The following is a 17,567-nucleotide window of genomic DNA, read 5'->3' on the forward strand; positions in this document are numbered from 1 at the left end:
GAGAAAGATCTGTCGCGTCGCGCGACAATAGGCTCCCTGATCGTCCGGATCCACCCTGCACCGCTCCACCCTCATTCCCTCTATTCCTCCGCACCCGATGAAGGACACCATGCGCACAGCCGACATCCGCCAGCGTTGGCTCGACTACTTCGAGTCGAAGGACCACGCGATCGTGCCGAGCGTCCCGCTCGTGTCACCGGACCCGTCGATCCTGTTCACCATCGCCGGCATGGTCCCGTTCATCCCGTACATCCTCGGTACCGAGCCGGCGCCGTGGCCGCGGGTGGCGAGCGTGCAGAAGTGCATCCGCACCAACGACATCGAGAACGTGGGCCGCACCACGCGCCACGGCACGTTCTTCCAGATGAACGGCAACTTCTCGTTCGGCGACTACTTCAAGGCCGGCGCCATCGACTTCGCCTGGGAGCTGCTGACGTCACCCCAGGACGAGGGCGGGTACGGTCTCGACGGCGACCGCCTGTGGGTGACGACGTGGAACGAGGACGACGAGGCCTACGACGCGCTGACCAAGGGCATCGGGCTCGACCCGAAGCACATCGTGCGGCTTCCTCGCGAGGAGAACTTCTGGGACACCGGCCAGCCGGGCCCGGCCGGCCCGTGCGCCGAGTGGCACTACGACCGCGGCCCCGCCTACGGTCCGGAGGCCGAGGGCGGCTCGGTCGACCCGGGCGGTGACCGCTACCTGGAGATCTGGAACCTGGTGTTCGACCAGTTCGTCCGTGGTGAGGGGCAGGGCAAGCACTACCCGTTGCTGGGCGAGCTGGACCAGAAGGCCATCGACACCGGTGCGGGCCTGGAGCGCATCGCCTACCTGCTGCAGGGCAAGGAGAACCTCTACGAGATCGACGAGGTCTACCCCGTCATCGAGCGGGTCGAGGACCTCACGGGGCGGCGCTACGGGGCCGACGGCGAGGACGACGTGCGCATGCGCGTGGTCGCCGACCACGTGCGCTCGGCACTGATGGTCATCGGGGACGGCGTCCGTCCCGCCAACGAGGGGCGCGGCTACGTGCTGCGGCGCCTCATCCGCCGGGCGGTGCGCGCGGTGCGCCTGCTCGGCGTCGACGAGGTGGCGCTGCCGTCGCTGCTGCCCGTGTCGAAGGACGCCATGAAGGCGTCCTACCCGGAGCTGGAGACCCAGTTCGACACGATCAGCCAGGTGGCCTACGGCGAGGAGGAGGCGTTCCGGCGCACGCTCGCGGCGGGCACGACGATCCTCGACACGGCGGTCTCGCGAGCCAAGTCGGAGGCCGGCCAGGGGACGACCCCGGTCCTCGGCGGGGACCAGGCGTTCGCGCTCCACGACACCTACGGCTTCCCGATCGACCTCACCCTCGAGATGGCGGCCGAGCAGGGCGTCCAGGTCGACGAGCAGGCGTTCCGGGACCTGATGACGTCGCAGAAGCAGCGGGCCCGCGCCGACGCGCTGGCCAAGAAGACGGGGCACGCCGACCTGCGTGCGTACGAGCACCTGCACAAGGAGCTGTCGGCGCCGGTCGAGTTCCTCGGCTACACCGACACGCAGTCGGCGGTCAACGTCGTGGGCTTGATCGTCGCCGGTGCGCCGGCCCCCACGGTGTCCGCGCCGTCGGACGTCGAGGTCGTGCTGGACCGCACCCCCTTCTACGCCGAGGCAGGCGGCCAGCTCGCCGACCAGGGCACGATCGTGCTGGACGGCGGGGCGACCATCGAGGTCGACGACGTGCAGCGCCCCGTCGCCGGGCTCACCGTCCACCGCGGTCGTCTGGTCGAGGGCACCGTCACGCTCGGTGACCCGGGGACCGCCGCGATCGACACGGGACGGCGCGTGGCGATCAGCCGCGCCCACTCGGCCACCCACATGATCCACAAGGCCCTGCACGAGCTGGTCGGGTCGGACCGCACGCAGGCGGGTTCGGAGAACGCGCCGTCGCGCATCCGCTTCGACTTCCGCTCGCCCGCGGCCGTGCCGGGCTCGGTGCTGAGCGAGATCGAGGAGCGCGTCAACTCGCGCCTGGCGGAGAACCTCGAGATCACCGACGCGACCATGAACATCAACCGGGCGCGCGAGCTCGGTGCGATGGCGCTGTTCGGTGAGAAGTACGGCGAGAACGTGCGCGTCGTGTCGATCGACGGCGACTGGTCGCGCGAGCTCTGCGGCGGCACCCACGTCAAGGCCACCGGTCAGCTCGGCCGCGTGGCGCTGCTGGGGGAGTCGTCCATCGGCTCCGGCGTGCGCCGGGTCGACGCGCTGGTCGGTGACGGCGCCTACGGCTTCCACGCCAAGGAGCACGCGCTGGTCGGCCAGCTGACGGGGCTGCTCAACGCGCGTCCCGACGAGCTCACCGAACGGGTGGGATCGCTGATGGCCCGGCTCAAGGAGTCGGAGAAGCAGCTCGCGACCCTGCGCCAGGGGCAGCTGCTCGCGGCTGCGGCGTCGCTGGCGGCCGACGCGCCGCGCGTCGGCGACGTGCGGGTCGTGACGCACGACGCCGGTGAGGTGTCCTCCGCGGACGACCTGCGCACGCTCGCCCTCGACGTGCGGGGCCGTCTCGGCGAGTCCGACGCCGCCGTCGTCGCGGTCGCCGGCTCGGCCGGCGGGCGCCCGCTGATCGTGGTGGCGACGAACGCCGGCGCGCGTGACGCCGGCCTGCGGGCCGGTGACTTCGTGCGGTCCGCGGCGGCGACGCTCGGCGGCGGCGGGGGCGGCAAGCCGGACCTCGCCCAGGGTGGCGGGTCCGACGTCGCCGCGGTGCCCGTGGCGCTCGACGGCGTGACCGCCCAGGTCCAGGCGGCCGTGGGTGTCTGACCTCCCTCGCGGGGCCCGGCTCGGTGTCGACGTCGGCAAGGCCAGGATCGGTCTGGCCGGCTCCGACCCCGACGGGCTGATCGCCACGCCGGTCGAGACGGTGGCGCGCGTGCTGGACGTCCCGACGGCGTCCGGTGGCGCGGCGGTGGCGACCTCCGACGTCGCACGGATCGCGGCGGAGGTCGACGAGAGGTTCGCCGCCGTGGTGTACGTGGGGCTGCCGCGGCACCTGTCGGGCAACGAGGGCGCGGCGACGGCGGACGCCCGTGATTTCGCCGGTCGTCTGGCCCGTGCGGTGGCCCCGGTGCCGGTGCACCTGGTGGACGAACGGATGACGACGGTGACGGCTCACGCCCAGCTGCGGGCGGCGGGTAAGCGAACCGCCAAGCACAGGCCTGTCATCGACCAGGCGGCAGCCGTTATCATTCTGCAACAGGCACTCGACGTGGAGCGGGTCTCGGGCGACCGGGCCGGCGAGCACGTCGACGTGGCCTGACCCCGACTGCCCGCCCGACCCGAAGGATGATCCAGGCGTGACGGACCTCTTCGAGCCCTCCCTCGCCCAGCGACCGGCGTCACCACCGCCGTCCCGGGGGCGCTCGTCGGCGAGCAAGCGGGCGGCCCGCAAGCGCAAGCGGCGCCGCCAGCAGCGCACGTTCGTGATCCTGCTGGTGCTCCTCGGCATCCTCGGGGTCGGCGGCTACTACCTGCTGGACCGCGTCGGGTCGTCGTTCGCGGGCTTCGAGCTGCCCTTCGGGCAGCAGGCGGAGGACTACTCGGGCCCGGGTGGTGACCCGGTGCAGGTCGTCATCCCCGAGGGCGCCACGGGCTCGGCGATGGGCTCGGTGCTCGCCGACGCGGACGTCGTGGCGAGCGTCGCGGCGTTCAACGAGGCGTTCGACACCACCCCGGGGTCGGCCGGCATCCAACCGGGCACCTACGAGCTGCCGACGCAGATCCCGGCGTCCGAGGCCGTGCAGATGCTCGTCGCGAACGAGAAGATCGAGACCAAGGTGACGATCCCGGAAGGGTTCGTCGCGGAGCAGGTGATCGACAAGATCACCTCGGTCACGAACTTCTCCCGCGAGGAGGTCGAGGCGGCGCTGGGCGACGCCGACGCGATCGGCCTGCCGAAGCAGGCGGGTGGCGAGGTCGAGGGCTGGCTGTTCCCGAAGCAGTACGTCGTGCAGCCCGGCGACACGGCGGTCGACCTGGTGAAGACGATGGTCTCCCAGACGATCGCCGAGCTCGAGAGCGCCGGGGTGCCGAAGAGCGAGTGGGAGGACACGCTCAACAAGGCCTCGATGGTCGAGCGTGAGGCGATGACCGACGAGGACCGCGGCAAGGTCGCACGGGTCCTGGAGAACCGTCTCGCGGCGGGCGAGCGCCTGGGCATCGATGCCACGCTGGCCTACGGCCTGGGCAAGCCCGCCCACGAGATCACGGTCTCCGAGTGGGACGACGCGAGCCTGCCGTACAACACGAGGCAGAACGACGGCCTCCCGCCGACGCCCATCGCGAACCCGGGTGCGGCGTCCATCGAAGCGGTCGCCGCTCCTCCCGAGGGCGACTGGCGGTGGTACGTCACCGTGAACCTCGAGACCGGCGAGACGAAGTTCACCGGCGACTACAACGAGTTCCTGGAGTTCCGCGGCGAGTACCAGGAGTGGGCCGCGGAGAACGGCTACTGATGGCCGCTCCTCGCCGCGCGGCGGTGCTCGGGCACCCGGTCGCGCACTCGCTGTCGCCTGTCCTGCACACTGCCGCCTACGACGCCCTCGGGCTGGACGGCTGGCGGTACACCGCGATCGACACCACCGTCGAGCAGCTCCCGGACGTCGTCCGGGGCCTGGACCTGGGCTGGGCCGGTCTGAGCGTGACGATGCCGCTCAAGCACGCGGTCATGGACCTCGTGGACCACGTCGACCCGCTCGCCCGGGCCGTGGGCGCCGTGAACACGGTGCTCGTCGGCACCGCGCAGTGCGGCGTGGCGCTCACCGGCACCAACACCGACGTCCACGGGCTGGTCACGGCGGTCCGTGAGGGCTTCGCGGACCGGCACGGCACCCGCGACGTCCCGGTGGACGACGCGGTCGTGCTCGGTGGGGGAGCGACGGCCGCCTCCACCCTCGCCGCGCTCGGTGAGCTCGGCTGCACGAGTCCGCGCGTGCTGGTGCGCAGCCTGGCCCGTACGGCGGGACTGCAGGAGGCCGCCGACCGGATGGGTGTGACGCCCCGGTACGAGGTGCTGGACCTCGTGGCCGCGCCCGCGGTCCTGGCCACGGCCGACGTCGTCGTCTCCACGATGCCGGCGTTCGCCGCGGACCCGGTCGCCGACGCCCTGCTCGGGCGCGGCGTCGAGGCCCACGGCGTGCTGCTGGACGCCGTCTACGACCCGCGGCCCACCGCGCTGTCGCAGGCGTGGGCCAAGGTCGGTGGCACCGTCGTCGGCGGGGAGCGCATGCTGCTGCACCAGGCGGCCGAGCAGGTCCGTCTCATGACCGGTCGGACGGCTCCGGTGGCCGCGATGGACGTGGCTCTCCAGGGGGTGCTCGCGGCCGAGGCGGCCTGAGACCACTCGTCCGCCATCCGGCCACCCGTCCCGCTGCTCGGCGCTGCCGTGGAAGAATCAGGACCATGCTGCGCTGGTTGACCTCGGGAGAGTCGCACGGTCAAGCCCTGGTGGGCCTCATGGAAGGGCTGCCCGCCGGGGTCGAGCTCGTCACCTCGGACATCCAGGACGCCCTGGCCCGTCGGCGGCTCGGCTACGGCCGTGGCGCACGGATGAAGTTCGAGAAGGACCAGGTGCGTGTCCTGGGCGGGTTGCGCCACGGCGTCACCCAGGGTGGTCCGCTGGCGATCGAGGTCGGCAACACGGAGTGGCCCAAGTGGGTCGACGTGATGTCCGCCGATCCGGTCGACCCGGACGCGCTGCTGGTCGACGCGGGCACCGGTGACGAGCGCGAGATCGCCCGCAACCGACCGCTGACGCGTCCGCGCCCGGGTCACGCCGACCTGGTGGGCATGCGCAAGTACGCCTTCGACGACGCCCGTCCCGTGCTGGAGCGTGCGAGCGCCCGCGAGACGGCGACCCGGGTCGCGCTCGGCACCGCCGCCGCCAAGTTCCTCGAGCAGGCTGCGGGCATCCGGCTGGTCAGCCACGTCACGTCGATCGGTCCGGTGGAGGTGCCCGAGGGTGCCGACCTGCCCGCCCCGGACGACGTCGCGGCGCTCGACGCCGACCCGGTGCGCTGCTTCGACGCCGCGACCAGCGCGGCGATGGTGGCCGAGATCGACGACTGCCGCAAGGCCGGCGACACGCTCGGCGGGGTGGTGGAGGTGCTGGCCTACGGCGTGCCGACCGGTCTGGGCACCTACGTGCACTCCGACCGCCGCCTGGACGCCCGCCTCGCGGCCGCGCTGATGGGCATCCAGGCCATCAAGGGTGTCGCCGTGGGCGACGGGTTCCGGACGGCGACGCGCCGCGGCACCGCGGCCCACGACGAGATGGAGCGGGGCGCGGACGGACGGATCCGGCGTCGTTCCAACCGTGCCGGCGGCATCGAGGGCGGCATGACGAACGGTGAGGTCGTGCGGGTCTCGGCGGCGATGAAGCCCATCTCCACGGTGCCGCGCGCGCTGGACACCGTCGACGTCGCGACCGGCGAACCGGTCACCGCCCACCACCAGCGCTCCGACGTCTGCGCGGTGCCGCCCGCCGCCGTCGTCGCCGAGGCGATGGTCGCCCTCGAGCTCGCGCAGGCCGTGCTGGAGAAGTTCGGCGGCGACTCGGTCGACGAGGTCCGCCGCAACATCGAGGCGTACCTGGCCTCGATCCCCGAGCTGCAGCGATGAGCCCGACGGTTCCCCGGGTCGTCCTGACGGGACCTCCCGGCAGCGGCAAGACGACGGTGGGCAGGATCCTCGCGGACCTGCTGCAGGTCCCCTTCCGGGACACGGACTCCGACGTCGAGAGGTCGGCCGGCAAGCCCGTGGCCGACATCTTCCTGGACGACGGCGAGCCGCACTTCCGAGCGCTGGAGCGTGAGGCCGTCACGACCGCGCTCGCGACCCACGGGGGCGTCCTCGCCCTCGGCGGGGGCGCCGTGATGGACCCCCTGACCCAGGACGCGCTCACGGGCTATGCGAGCGACGGCGGGGTCGTGGTGTTCCTCGACGTCTCGCTCGCCGGCGCCGCTCCCCGGGTCGGGTTCAACCAGGCTCGCCCCCTCCTGGTCGGCAACCCGCGGGCCCGCTGGGCCGAGCTCATGGCGGCGCGCCGGCCCACCTACGACCGACTGGCGACCCTGCGCGTGACGTCCGACGACCGGACCGCCCGGCAGGTCGCCGACCAGATCTTCAGCGAGGTGCACCCATGACTGTCCGCGTCACCGTGAGCGGGGAGCAGCCCTACGACGTGGTGGTCGGCCGCCACCTGCTCGGCGAGGTCCCCGGGCTCCTGGGCGACGGCGTGCGCCGGGTGCTGGTGATGCACCCGGCGTCGCTCGCCGCCACCGGCGAGACGGTCCGCGAGGACCTCGTCGCCCAGGGGTACGAGGCCTTCGCGGTCGAGCTCCCCGACGCCGAGGAGCAGAAGACGGCCCAGGTCGCGGCGTTCTGCTGGCAGGTCCTGGGGCAGGCGGACTTCACCCGCTCCGACGCGATCGTCTCGGTCGGTGGCGGCGCGACGACGGACCTCGCCGGGTTCGTCGCGGCGACCTGGTTGCGGGGCATCAAGGTGGTGCACGTGCCCACCACCCTGCTGGCGATGGTCGACGCGGCCGTGGGGGGCAAGACGGGCATCAACACCGCCGAGGGCAAGAACCTGGTGGGCGCGTTCCACCCGCCGGCCGGTGTGCTGTGCGACCTGGCTGCCCTGGAGTCGCTCGACCGGTGGGATCTCGTGGCGGGCATGGCCGAGGTCGTCAAGACGGGCTTCATCGCCGACGAACGGATCCTCGAGCTCGTCGAGGAGCACGCCGACGAGCTGCGCGAGTGGCGCGGCGCGGACGCGAGCGAGGAGACCTGGTCGGTCGTCGCCGAGCTGATCGAGCGGTCCGTGCGGGTCAAGGCGCGCGTGGTGGGGGAGGACCTCACCGAGCAGGGACTGCGGGAGATCCTCAACTACGGTCACACGCTGGGCCACGCCGTCGAGCTCGTGGAGCGCTACCAGCTCCGCCACGGTGCGGCGGTCGCGATGGGCATGATGTTCGTCGCCGAGCTCGCACGGCTCGCCGGGAAGCTGGACGAGGCCGTCGTGGACCGCCATCGGCGGATCCTGGAGTCCCTCGGCCTGCCCACCACCTACCGGGGTGACCGGTGGGACCAGCTCGTGGCGGCGATGCGCCGTGACAAGAAGTCGCGCGGCGATCTGCTGCGCTTCGTCATCCTGGACGACGTGGCCAAGCCGGTGCGTCTCGAGGGACCGGACCCGACGCTGCTCGCCGCCGCCTACGCGGAGATCTCCTCCGAGCCGCCGACGGGCGGTCCGGGGGTCCCGGTGACCCTCGGCCTCTGAGGCCGCCTACCGGGCGGCCTACCAGAGCCCGCGCCGGCGCAGGACGTCGCGCAGCAGGTCCGCACGGTCGGTGACGATCCCGTCGACGCCCAGGTCGATCAGCCGGTCCATCTCGGCGGGGTCGTCGATCGTCCACACGTGCACCTGTCTGCCGGCGGCGTGCGCGGCGGCGACGGTGCTGGCGTCGACGACGTGCACCCGGCCCTGGGCGACGGGCACCTGCAGGGCGTCGACGTCGCGCAGCGCACGCCGCACTCCGGCGCGAAGGCGCAGCCGGGCCGACAGCAGGAACGCGACCACCTCGGCGCGGCCCGCGCTCGTGGCCACAGGTCGCGAGAGACGTGCCAGGGTGGCGCGGCGGCGTCGGGCCGAGAAGGAGGTCACGCACACGCGCTCGTGCGCGCCGGTGCGCTCGATGACCGCGGCGACGGGCTCGACGCCGGAGTCGCCCTTGACGTCGACGTTGACCCGCAGGCGGGGCCAGCTCCCCAGGAGGTCCTCCAGGAGCGGGACGGGCTCCCTCCCTCCGATCCGGGCGCGGCGCACCACGTCCCACGGCAGGTCGGCCACGAGCCCCGACCCGTCGGTGGTGCGGTCCAGGGACTCGTCGTGCAGGGCGACCGCCACGCCGTCGGCCGTGCCGTGCGCGTCGGTCTCCACGTACCGGAACCCCAGGTCGACGGCGGCCTCGAAGGCCGCCATCGAGTTCTCCAGGTTGCCGTCGCCCGCCGAGAACCCGCGGTGCGCGAGCGCGACGAACCCTCGGCCGGCACCGTCGAGGTACGGGCGCGGCGCCGGGACGCCGTGTCGCCTCACCGGGGCGCCATCCGCGTCCGCAGGAAGTCGCCCACACCGGCCAGGTACGTCTCGCGGGGGCCGGGAGCGGACAGGCACAGGTCGTGGACCCCGTCCGGCACGACGAGCTGGTGGACGTCGGCGCCGAGCCGGGGAGCCACGGCGCCGATGAGACGGGTGTCCAGCACGGTGTCCTGGGCGTCGAGGGACGGGTTGTCCGGGCTGTCCGGCCCGGACCTCGCGGACCTCGCCACCAGCACGGGACAGGTGAGCCCCAGCCCTCGGGCCACCCGCACGTGGGCACGGCGCACGGTGCGCAGCCACGCCGCTCGCACCGGCTGCCCGTCGGGGCGCTTGAGGCGGACGTCGAAGTCCCACCGACCACCGTAGAGACGGTGCTGGAACGTGGCGTACACCGACGGGTGCGCGCTGACCACCTTCATCGGTCGCACCCGCCCCAGGACGCCCACGACCCCCAGGTTGACCTGGCGTGCCAGCCACGACCCCGTCAGGTCCAGGAACGGCGAGTCCAGCACGAGAGCGTCCGGCCCCGCACCGCTCGTGACGCTCGCCCACACCGACGCGGTCAGCCCGCCGGTGGAGTGGGCGTGCACCGCGAGCGGCAGCCCCGGCTCGGCGCGCCGGACCGCGGCGGCCGCCGCGTCGAGATCAGCGCCGAACTCGCCCAACGACGTCGCGAAGTGCGGCGGAAGGCCTCCCGCGCCCTCGGGCTCGCGCAGGACCGACCGGCCCGCCCGACGAAGGTCCACCGCGTAGCAGGCGAAGCCCTGCACGGTCAGTGCCGCCGTCAGGTGCTCCTGGAAGTAGTAGTCGTTGTAGCCGTGCACGTGCAGCACCACGCCGCGAGGCTCCGCAGGACGCTCGGCACGGCGCACGAGCGTCGCCGGGCCGAGGGGCGTCGCCTCGTGACCGGCGAGCAGGACGTCCGGTTCCCACACCGGGTCCCGCACCGGTTCCACCGCAGGTCCCGGCGACGACGGCGAGGACGCGGCAGCAACGGACACGTGCGTACCGTACGACGTCGGACCGCTCCCCGCAGCAGCCGGCGCACGTCGCACCATCGCACGCCCTCGGGCATGCTGGACGCACACCACCACGCCACGGGGGATCGATGAGCCACCCGCACGGACCCCTCGCCACCCTGCAACGACGCGCCGGCCGCCTGCTCTTCGAGCAGGTCTCCGGCGGGCAGGCGGGCCGCGAGCGACGCACCCGCATCCACACCACCCCCGGACCGCGCTGGTTCCCCGCCGACTCCGCCGTCGCACGAGTCCACGGCGACGCCGCCATGTTCGTCGGCGGGCTGCGCGCCCTGCTGCTGCAGTGCCTGCACCCCCTGGCTGTCGCCGCGATCGCCGACCACTCCGACTACCGCACCGACCCCTGGGGCCGCCTCGGACGCACCAGCACCTTCCTCGCCGAGACCACCTTCGCCACCGCCGCCGACTCCCAGCGCGCCGTCGACGTCGTGCGCGCCGTGCACGCCCGCGTCCACGGCACCGCCCCCGACGGCACCCCCTACACCGCCGACGACCCCGACCTGCTCCACTGGGTGCACACCGCCGAGGTCGACAGCTTCCTGCTCACCCACCAACGTCACGGCGCCCACCCGCTGGACGGCCCCGGCTGCGACGACTACCTCGCCCAGACCGCCACCGTCGCGCGACGCCTCGGCACCCCCGACCCGCCCACCCATCGCGACGCCCTGCGCCACGCCCTCGACCGCCACCGACCCGCCCTCGCCCGCACCACCGCCTCGGACGACGTCACCCACTTCCTCCTGCACGAGCCACCCCTGCCACGTGCCGCACGCGGCGCCTACGCCCTCCTCGCCGCCGCGGCCTACGGCTCCCTGCCCGCCGACGCCCGCCGCATGCTCCCCGCGCCACCGCACGTCCGCCGGCCACCCCTGCCCGCCCGGCAGGCCGGCCAGATCGCCACCCGGGCCATCCGCTGGGCGCTCGCGGGCGACCCGCCCCCCGGACCACCCCCACCTGCCGGCACCGACTGACCGCCACGACACCCCCGGTCCACCCACCGTCCACCCTCGTACGGCAGACTCTGGCGACATGAGCGACACCACGCCGACGACGCCGTCGGACACCCCGGTCACCACCGACGACTTCGAGACGCTCCCACCCCGGGAACGCCGCCGCCGGGTGACCTCCTGGGCGCTCTGGGACTGGGCCACCCAACCCTTCAACACCGTGATCCTCACTTTCGTGTTCACGGCGAGCTACCTCACCACCGACGTCTTCATCGACCCCGCCACCGCCGCCCTCGGCCCCGACGACCCCACCTACGACCGCGCCATCGCCGCGCTGACCAGCGGACTCGGCGCCTGGATCACCGTCGGTGGCATCCTCGTGGCCCTCCTCGCCCCCGTGCTCGGCCGACGCGCCGACGTCACCGGCCGCCGCAAGGCCTGGGTCGCCGGCGGCACCATCGTGCTCGTCGCCGCCATGTTCGCCCTCGGCCTCGTCCGTGCCGACCCCGCCTACTTCGTGCTCGGCGCCGCGCTCGTCTCCCTCGGCAGCGTCGCCAGCGAGATCGCCGGCGTCAACTACAACGCGATGCTCACCCAGGTCTCCACCCCCCGCACCATCGGCCGCGTCTCCGGCCTCGGCTGGGGCCTGGGCTACCTCGGCGGCATCGTCGCCCTCGTCCTCATCGTCGCCGCCACCCTCGTCGACTTCTTCGGCATGGACACCTCCGACGGCATGGCCTACCGCGTCATCGCCATCGGCTGCGGCGTGTGGACCCTCGCCTTCGCCTGGCCCCTCTTCCGCCACGTCCCCGAAGCCCCCGCCGCCCACGACCGCCCCCGCGTCGGCTTCTGGCGCGGCTACCGCGAGCTCGCCCGCGACATCGCCGACCTCTACCGCACCGCGCGCACCACCTTCTGGTTCCTCGTCGCCAGCGCCGTCTACCGCGACGGACTCTCCGGGGTGTTCACCTTCGGCGCCATCGTCGCCGCCGTCTCCTACGACTTCACCGCCGACCAGGTGATGATCTTCGGCATCGTCGCCAACCTCCTCGCCGGCATCAGCACCATCGTCGCCGGACGCCTCGACGACCGCCTCGGAGCCCGCACCATCATCCTGTGGTCGCTGGCCGCCCTCGTCGTCTGCGGCGTCGCCGTCGTCGCCCTCCTGCCCGCCGGGCAGATCGTCTTCTGGACCGCCGGCCTCGCCCTGACCCTCTTCGTCGGCCCCGCCCAGACCGCCTCCCGATCCTTCCTCGCCCGCATGACGCCGCCCGGCCGCGAGTCCGAGATCTTCGGCCTCTACGCCACCACCGGCCGAGCCGTCTCCTTCCTCACCCCCGCCCTGTGGACCGCGATCATCGCCCTCACCGGAGCCACCATCTGGGGAGTCCTCGGCATCATCGCCGTCCTGCTCGCCGGGCTCGTCCTCATGCTCGTCGTGACCCGGCCCGCGCCCCGCTGACACGCCCCGCGGACCCGCCCCGACGCGCGACCCACCCACCGATGTGCCGATACTGACGGGTGACCGAGCTCGTCCTGCTGCTGGTGGTCGTCGTGACCGCCCTCGCCTTCGACTTCACCAACGGCTTCCACGACACCGCCAACGCCATGGCCACCTCCATCGCCACCAAGGCGCTCAAGCCCCGCACGGCGGTGGCGCTCGCGGCCGTGCTCAACCTGGTCGGCGCGTTCCTGTCCGTGCAGGTCGCCCTCACGGTCACCAACGACATCCTGCGGATCCAGGACGACGACGGCGCCCCGGTGGAGGGCCTCGCGGGCGTGCCGATCCTGGAGATCCTGCTCGCCGGGCTGGTCGGGGCGATCCTGTGGAACCTCGCCACGTGGCTGTTCGGGCTCCCGTCCAGCTCGTCGCACGCGATGTTCGGCGGACTCATCGGGGCCGCCCTCGTCGCGATCGGCACGAGCGGGGTCAAGTGGGACGGCGTCGTGGAGGACATCGTCATCCCGGCGTTCGTCGCGCCCTTCGTCGCGATGGTCGTCGCCGCCGCGGCGATCTGGTGCGTGCTGCGGATCGTGGCCAGCGTCCCTCGGGGCACCCGGGAGCAGGGCTTCCGCTGGGGTCAGATCGGCACCGCCTCGCTCGTGGCGCTCTCCCACGGCACCAACGACGCGCAGAAGACCATGGGCGTGATCACCCTGGCCCTCATCGGCTACGGGTCCTGGACGGACCTGGAGGCCATCCCCGTGTGGGTGAAGATCTCCTGCGCGCTCGCGATCGCCAGCGGCACGTACCTGGGTGGGTGGCGGGTCATCCGCACCATGGGCAAGGGGCTGGTCGAGCTGACGCCGCCGCAGGGCATGGCGGCCGAGGCGTCGTCGGCGGCCATCATCCTGACCTCGTCGCACCTGGGCATGGCCCTGTCGACCACGCAGGTCGCCACCGGTTCCATCATGGGCACGGGACTGGGCACCCGCGGGTCCACGGTCAGGTGGTCGCTGGCGGGCCGCATGGCCGCGGCCTGGATCATCACCCTGCCGGCCGCAGGGCTCACCGGGGCAGGGTGCTGGCTCCTCATGACCGCCATCGGGGGCGTGGCCGGCGTCCTGGTCGTCTTCGGCCTCCTGGTCGTGCTGTCCGGGGCGGTGTGGGCTCGCGCGCAGCGCGCCAAGGTCGACCCCGCCAACGTCAACGAGGACTGGGACGGCGAGCTCGCGCCCGCGTCCGCCCGCCCGGAGGGAGGAAGGCCGTGAACCTCCTGCTGGAGACGCTGGACGCGGTCTGGCGCGTCACCCTCGGCGGCCTCGTCCTCGGGGTCGGTGCCCCGGTGGTGTTCGCCGCCGGGATGGCTGCGCTCGGGATCGGGCGCACGGTGAGCGACGACGGCGAGGCCTACGCCACGCCCGCCACGCCCACGGGACGCGTCGTGGCCGGCCTGTGCTTCGCCGTCGTGGCAGCGCTCGTGGTCGGGGGCGTCGTCCTCATCGTCGCCGGCGGGTAGCCGTCTCGCCCTCGTCCGCGGGCAGGCCCATCGGCAGGTCGAGGGTGCAGGCCCACGGGCGTGCACGCCTCGCTGCCGTGCCCGCCTCGTGGGCGTGCGAGGCCGGCTCCGAGGCGACACCATGGTGGTCATGGGTGAGGTGTCCGAGTACGTCGAGTCGTTGTCCGGTGCCGACCGCGCGCTGGTCGAGGGCGTGTACGGGCGAGCCCGCGCCCTGGTGCCCGATGCCCAGGAGGGGCGCAGCTACGGGATGCCCGCGCTGCGCTACCGGGGCCGCCCGCTCGTGGCGGCCAGGGCGAGCGCCGACCACGTGGGGCTGTACCCCTTCAGCAGCGACGTGCTGGCGGCGGAGGCCGAGGCGCTCGCCGGGCTGCGCACCACCAAGGGCTCGGTGTCCCTGGACCGGGACGCAGCGCTGCCCGCCGACGTCGTCGACCGGCTGGTGACCGCCCGTCGGGACGAGATCGACGCGGCCGAGGACTCCTGAGCCGGCCACGGGGCACCGGTGGGTCGCCCCGGTGACTAGGCTCCGGTGTCATGGCTGACACTGCGCACGTCCTGGTCCTCAACGGTCCCAATCTCGGCCGGCTCGGCGTCCGTGAACCGGAGATCTACGGGCACGCCTCGATGGCGGACCTCGAACGGGAGGCGGACGGCTGGGCAGCGGAGCTCGGCCTGACGGTCGAGGTGCGCCAGACCGACGACGAGTCGCAGCTCGTGGGCTGGTTGCACGAGGCCGTGGACACCCGCTCGCACGTGGTCCTCAACCCGGCAGCCTTCACCCACTACAGCTATGCGTTGCGCGACGCCGCGGCCCAGGTGACGACCTCGGGGCTGCTGCTGGTGGAGGTCCACCTCTCCAACCCGGCGTCGCGGGAGTCGTTCCGCCACTACTCGGTGGTGGCGGGCATCGCGACGGGCACGGTCGCAGGCTTCGGTTTCGACTCCTACCGCGTCGCGCTCAGCGCACTGTCGCACCGGCTCCAGGACTAGATCATCAGTGATCTAGCTTGTGGCCTTGTTTAGTGTCGATGAAGGCCCTAGGCTAGATGCATGATCGTCATCACCGCTGACCAGCGGTCGAGCACGACGCGCGGCGACCTGGTCCCGGCCGTCCTGGACCGGGTGGGCGCACGAGTCACCGGCAGCGAGGTCGGCGCCGGGCTCGTCCTGGCCTTCGACCGGACGGTCGGGGACGAGGTGCAAGGAGTCCTGGACGCCTCGGACGAGGGAGCGACGCTCGCCGTCGAGGTGCTGGCCGAGCTGCTGCGCGACGGCGGCTGGGCCGTCGGCGTCGGTGTCGGCGCCGTCGACCAGCCCCTGGCGACCTCGTCGCGCGCCGCCTCCGGTCGGGCCTTCGTGCGCGCCCGGGCCGCCGTCGAGGAGGCCAAGCGGCGTGGCAGCGCCGTGCCGCTCGCCGTGCGGGGCGGGGACCAGGAGCCGTCGGCGACCATCGTGGCCGACGCCCAGGCTCTGCTGCGGCTCGTCGGGGTCGTCGTCGCGCGCCGGTCGGCACCGGGGTGGGAGGCTGTCGACACCCTCGCCCTGCACGAGGGTGACGACGCCCCGCAGCGAGCCACGGCGCGTGCGCTGGGTGTCTCCGAGCAGGCCGTGAGCCAGCGGCTGCGCTCGGCGTCGTGGTCGGAGGAGCTGGCGGCCCGTCCGCTGGCGGCGCGCCTGCTGCGCGCCGCCGACGCGGCCACGACGGCCGACGACGAGCACGACCGGCAGGACGGCGAGGACGCCCCGGAGGTCCCGGGTGCGCACGACGAGGAGAGCGGGGACGCGTGAACGAGGTCGTGGCGGTGGCGGGCATCTCGGTGGTGGCGCTCGTGCTGAGCGTCGCCGGCGGGGCGTGGGTGGTGCCGCTCGTGCTGCGGCACGCCGAGTCGACGGCGGCCCCCGCCCAGGCCGAGGCGCTGGCGGTGCTCGGCAACGGCACCTGGATCGGGCTGCTGGAGCGCTTCGCGATCACCGGGACGATCCTGGCGGGCTACCCCGAGGGTGTCGCGGTGGTCGTCGCGGTGAAGGCGCTCGGGAGGCTGCCCGAGCTCCGCGAGCACCCGGTGGCGGGGGAGAGGTTCGTCGTCGGGACCCTGGCCTCGCTCGTCTGGGCGGCCGCCGTCGGGCTGGGCGCTCACGCGATCTTCGGCGCGCTGTAGACTGTGGCGGGCCGTTTGTCGGCCACCACCGTCGCCCGGGTGCGAACCACCAGGTCTGGACCTTCACCGAACCTGATCCCTGCCGGGCGGCGCGAGCCGGCACGACGCCGCAACGACCTCCATCGACCCCGACCTGCCGAGGACTGACAACTACGTGGCTACCACCAACGACATCAAGAACGGCACCGTGCTGCGCATCGACGGCCAGCTGTGGACGATCCTCGAGTTCCAGCACGTCAAGCCGGGCAAGGGTGGCGCGTTCGTCCGGACCAAGATGAAGAACGTGCTCTCGGGCAAGGTCGTCGACAAGACGTTCAACGCCGGTCTGAAGATCGAGACGGCCAACGTGGACCGCCGCGACTTCCAGTTCCTGTACATGGACGGCGAGGACTACGTCTTCATGGACACCGACACCTACGACCAGATCCCCGTCTCGGCCGCGACCGTCGGGGACGCGAAGGACTACATGCTCGAGGGCATGAGCGTCATGGTGGCCCAGAACGACGGCACGCCGCTGTACATCGAGCTCCCGTCGTCGGTCGTGCTCGAGATCACCTACACCGAGCCGGGCCTGCAGGGCGACCGCTCCACCGGTGGCACCAAGCCCGCCACGCTGGAGACCGGCGCGCAGATCCAGGTGCCGCTGTTCCTCGAGCAGGGCACGAAGGTCAAGGTGGACACCCGCGACGGGTCGTACCTCGGCCGCGTGAACGACTGACGTGGGCGCACGCACGAAGGCACGCAAGCGCGCCGCCGACATCCTCTTCGAGTCCGAGCAGCGCAGCACCGACCCGCTCGTGCTGCTCCAGGACCGGGTGATCGAGCCCCACACCGAGGCGTCGGTGCCGCAGTACACGGTCGAGCTGGTCGAGGGTGTCGTCGCGCACCGCGAACGCATCGACGAGCTGCTGGAGACGTACTCGCGGGACTGGACCCTGGCCCGCATGCCCGCCGTGGACCGTGCCCTGCTGCGTGTCGGGGTGTTCGAGGTGCTGTACAACGACGACGTCCCGGACGTCGTGGCGGTGGACGAGGCCGTCGACCTCGCTCGTGAGCTGTCCACGGACGACTCCCCGGGGTTCGTCAACGGTCTGCTGGGCCGGATCCTGGAGATCAAGCCGACCCTCGTCGACTGAGCGACCCGCAGCCGCGCCGGGGCCCCACCGGGCCGCACCGGGCCGCACCGGGACACTGTGACGCAGCCGACGTCCGCGACGCGGACGTCGGCTGCGTCGTCGTCTCCGGACGCGTTAGGCTGACGGGGCCAGACCACCTTTAACACCGTCCCGTGAGGCGGAGAAGGAGTCACGTTGAG

The 17,567-nt window shown here is 72.9% G+C and carries 19 protein-coding genes; 17 read left to right on the top strand and 2 right to left on the bottom strand.

The annotated features are described in order from the left end of the window. The first annotated feature begins 109 nt into the window (after positions 1-109). From alaS to aroB, 7 genes are all read left to right on the top strand, one after another. Positions 110-2,809: an alanine--tRNA ligase gene (alaS, locus tag ACNHYB_RS02420; protein WP_418276780.1), complete on the top strand. Its 2,700-nt coding sequence runs from the start codon at positions 110-112 to the stop codon at positions 2,807-2,809. Beyond that, a complete protein-coding gene (gene ruvX, locus ACNHYB_RS02425) occupies positions 2,802-3,305 on the top strand; it encodes a Holliday junction resolvase RuvX (RefSeq protein ID WP_418276781.1) in 504 nt (167 codons plus the stop codon). Before alaS ends, ruvX begins: the two co-directional genes overlap by 8 nt. Positions 3,306-3,342: 37 nt before the next feature. Then, positions 3,343-4,500: an endolytic transglycosylase MltG gene (gene mltG / locus ACNHYB_RS02430; protein WP_418276782.1), complete on the top strand. Its 1,158-nt coding sequence runs from the start codon at positions 3,343-3,345 to the stop codon at positions 4,498-4,500. Beyond that, positions 4,500-5,381, top strand: coding sequence for a shikimate dehydrogenase (locus tag ACNHYB_RS02435; RefSeq protein WP_418276783.1), 882 nt, complete (start codon positions 4,500-4,502; stop codon positions 5,379-5,381). The genes mltG and ACNHYB_RS02435 overlap by 1 nt, the downstream gene beginning before the upstream one ends. Before the next feature lie 65 nt (positions 5,382-5,446). After that, positions 5,447-6,664, top strand: coding sequence for a chorismate synthase (gene aroC, locus ACNHYB_RS02440; protein ID WP_418276784.1), 1,218 nt, complete (start codon positions 5,447-5,449; stop codon positions 6,662-6,664). After that, positions 6,661-7,188 (top strand): shikimate kinase, encoded by a 528-nt coding sequence (locus ACNHYB_RS02445; protein WP_418276785.1) that lies wholly within the window; start codon positions 6,661-6,663, stop codon positions 7,186-7,188. Before aroC ends, ACNHYB_RS02445 begins: the two co-directional genes overlap by 4 nt. Continuing rightward, positions 7,185-8,327, top strand: a complete 1,143-nt coding sequence (aroB, locus tag ACNHYB_RS02450; RefSeq protein ID WP_418276787.1) for a 3-dehydroquinate synthase — start codon at positions 7,185-7,187, stop codon at positions 8,325-8,327. The genes ACNHYB_RS02445 and aroB overlap by 4 nt, the downstream gene beginning before the upstream one ends. Before the next feature lie 18 nt (positions 8,328-8,345). Here aroB and ACNHYB_RS02455 read toward each other — a convergent pair whose 3' ends face one another. Together ACNHYB_RS02455 and ACNHYB_RS02460 are read right to left on the bottom strand one after the other, a co-directional pair. Then, the gene (locus ACNHYB_RS02455; RefSeq protein WP_418276788.1) at positions 8,346-9,143 is read right to left on the bottom strand and encodes a glycerophosphodiester phosphodiesterase family protein; all 798 of its coding nucleotides are present in this window, start codon (positions 9,141-9,143) and stop codon (positions 8,346-8,348) included. Then, positions 9,140-10,147, bottom strand: a complete 1,008-nt coding sequence (locus ACNHYB_RS02460; RefSeq protein WP_418276789.1) for a serine aminopeptidase domain-containing protein — start codon at positions 10,145-10,147, stop codon at positions 9,140-9,142. The genes ACNHYB_RS02455 and ACNHYB_RS02460 overlap by 4 nt, the downstream gene beginning before the upstream one ends. A gap of 107 nt (positions 10,148-10,254) precedes the next feature. On the opposite strand from ACNHYB_RS02460, the gene ACNHYB_RS02465 reads away from it, so the two are divergent. The 10 genes from ACNHYB_RS02465 (at position 10,255) to nusB (ending at position 17,388) form a co-directional block, all read left to right on the top strand. Then, positions 10,255-11,154: an oxygenase MpaB family protein gene (locus ACNHYB_RS02465; protein WP_418276790.1), complete on the top strand. Its 900-nt coding sequence runs from the start codon at positions 10,255-10,257 to the stop codon at positions 11,152-11,154. Positions 11,155-11,212: 58 nt separating this feature from the next. Next, positions 11,213-12,592, top strand: a complete 1,380-nt coding sequence (locus ACNHYB_RS02470; RefSeq protein ID WP_418276791.1) for an MFS transporter — start codon at positions 11,213-11,215, stop codon at positions 12,590-12,592. Positions 12,593-12,651: 59 nt separating this feature from the next. Then, positions 12,652-13,842, top strand: a complete 1,191-nt coding sequence (locus ACNHYB_RS02475) for an inorganic phosphate transporter (protein WP_418276792.1) — start codon at positions 12,652-12,654, stop codon at positions 13,840-13,842. Then, positions 13,839-14,090: a hypothetical protein gene (locus ACNHYB_RS02480; protein ID WP_418276793.1), complete on the top strand. Its 252-nt coding sequence runs from the start codon at positions 13,839-13,841 to the stop codon at positions 14,088-14,090. The genes ACNHYB_RS02475 and ACNHYB_RS02480 overlap by 4 nt, the downstream gene beginning before the upstream one ends. Before the next feature lie 130 nt (positions 14,091-14,220). After that, positions 14,221-14,577: an iron chaperone gene (locus ACNHYB_RS02485; protein ID WP_418276794.1), complete on the top strand. Its 357-nt coding sequence runs from the start codon at positions 14,221-14,223 to the stop codon at positions 14,575-14,577. A gap of 50 nt (positions 14,578-14,627) precedes the next feature. Beyond that, entirely contained in the window at positions 14,628-15,083 is a 456-nt protein-coding gene (locus ACNHYB_RS02490; protein ID WP_418276795.1) for a type II 3-dehydroquinate dehydratase, read from the top strand. A 60-nt stretch (positions 15,084-15,143) separates the two neighbouring features. Next, on the top strand, positions 15,144-15,881 hold the full coding sequence (locus tag ACNHYB_RS02495) for a hypothetical protein (protein WP_418276796.1): 738 nt from the start codon (positions 15,144-15,146) through the stop codon (positions 15,879-15,881). Beyond that, a complete protein-coding gene (locus ACNHYB_RS02500; RefSeq protein WP_418276797.1) occupies positions 15,878-16,252 on the top strand; it encodes a hypothetical protein in 375 nt (124 codons plus the stop codon). Before ACNHYB_RS02495 ends, ACNHYB_RS02500 begins: the two co-directional genes overlap by 4 nt. Positions 16,253-16,406: 154 nt before the next feature. Beyond that, a complete protein-coding gene (gene efp, locus ACNHYB_RS02505; RefSeq protein WP_418276799.1) occupies positions 16,407-16,970 on the top strand; it encodes an elongation factor P in 564 nt (187 codons plus the stop codon). 1 nt (position 16,971) lies between these two features. Beyond that, positions 16,972-17,388: a transcription antitermination factor NusB gene (gene nusB, locus ACNHYB_RS02510; RefSeq protein WP_418276800.1), complete on the top strand. Its 417-nt coding sequence runs from the start codon at positions 16,972-16,974 to the stop codon at positions 17,386-17,388. Positions 17,389-17,567: the final 179 nt, after the last annotated feature.

Source organism: Isoptericola jiangsuensis, from assembly GCF_048320105.1.
Taxonomy (GTDB): Bacteria; Actinomycetota; Actinomycetes; order Actinomycetales; family Cellulomonadaceae; genus Isoptericola; species Isoptericola jiangsuensis_A.

Bases quoted from the DNA above. Each gene is read 5' to 3' on its own strand.
- alaS (WP_418276780.1), top strand. From the start codon at position 110: ATGCGCACAGCCGACATCCGCCAGCGTTGGCTCGACTACTTCGAGTCG.
- ACNHYB_RS02435 (WP_418276783.1), top strand. From the start codon at position 4,500: ATGGCCGCTCCTCGCCGCGCGGCGGTGCTCGGGCACCCGGTCGCGCAC.
- aroC (WP_418276784.1), top strand. From the start codon at position 5,447: ATGCTGCGCTGGTTGACCTCGGGAGAGTCGCACGGTCAAGCCCTGGTG.
- ACNHYB_RS02445 (WP_418276785.1), top strand. From the start codon at position 6,661: ATGAGCCCGACGGTTCCCCGGGTCGTCCTGACGGGACCTCCCGGCAGC.
- aroB (WP_418276787.1), top strand. From the start codon at position 7,185: ATGACTGTCCGCGTCACCGTGAGCGGGGAGCAGCCCTACGACGTGGTG.
- ACNHYB_RS02465 (WP_418276790.1), top strand. From the start codon at position 10,255: ATGAGCCACCCGCACGGACCCCTCGCCACCCTGCAACGACGCGCCGGC.
- ACNHYB_RS02470 (WP_418276791.1), top strand. From the start codon at position 11,213: ATGAGCGACACCACGCCGACGACGCCGTCGGACACCCCGGTCACCACC.
- ACNHYB_RS02485 (WP_418276794.1), top strand. From the start codon at position 14,221: ATGGGTGAGGTGTCCGAGTACGTCGAGTCGTTGTCCGGTGCCGACCGC.
- ACNHYB_RS02490 (WP_418276795.1), top strand. From the start codon at position 14,628: ATGGCTGACACTGCGCACGTCCTGGTCCTCAACGGTCCCAATCTCGGC.
- ACNHYB_RS02495 (WP_418276796.1), top strand. From the start codon at position 15,144: ATGATCGTCATCACCGCTGACCAGCGGTCGAGCACGACGCGCGGCGAC.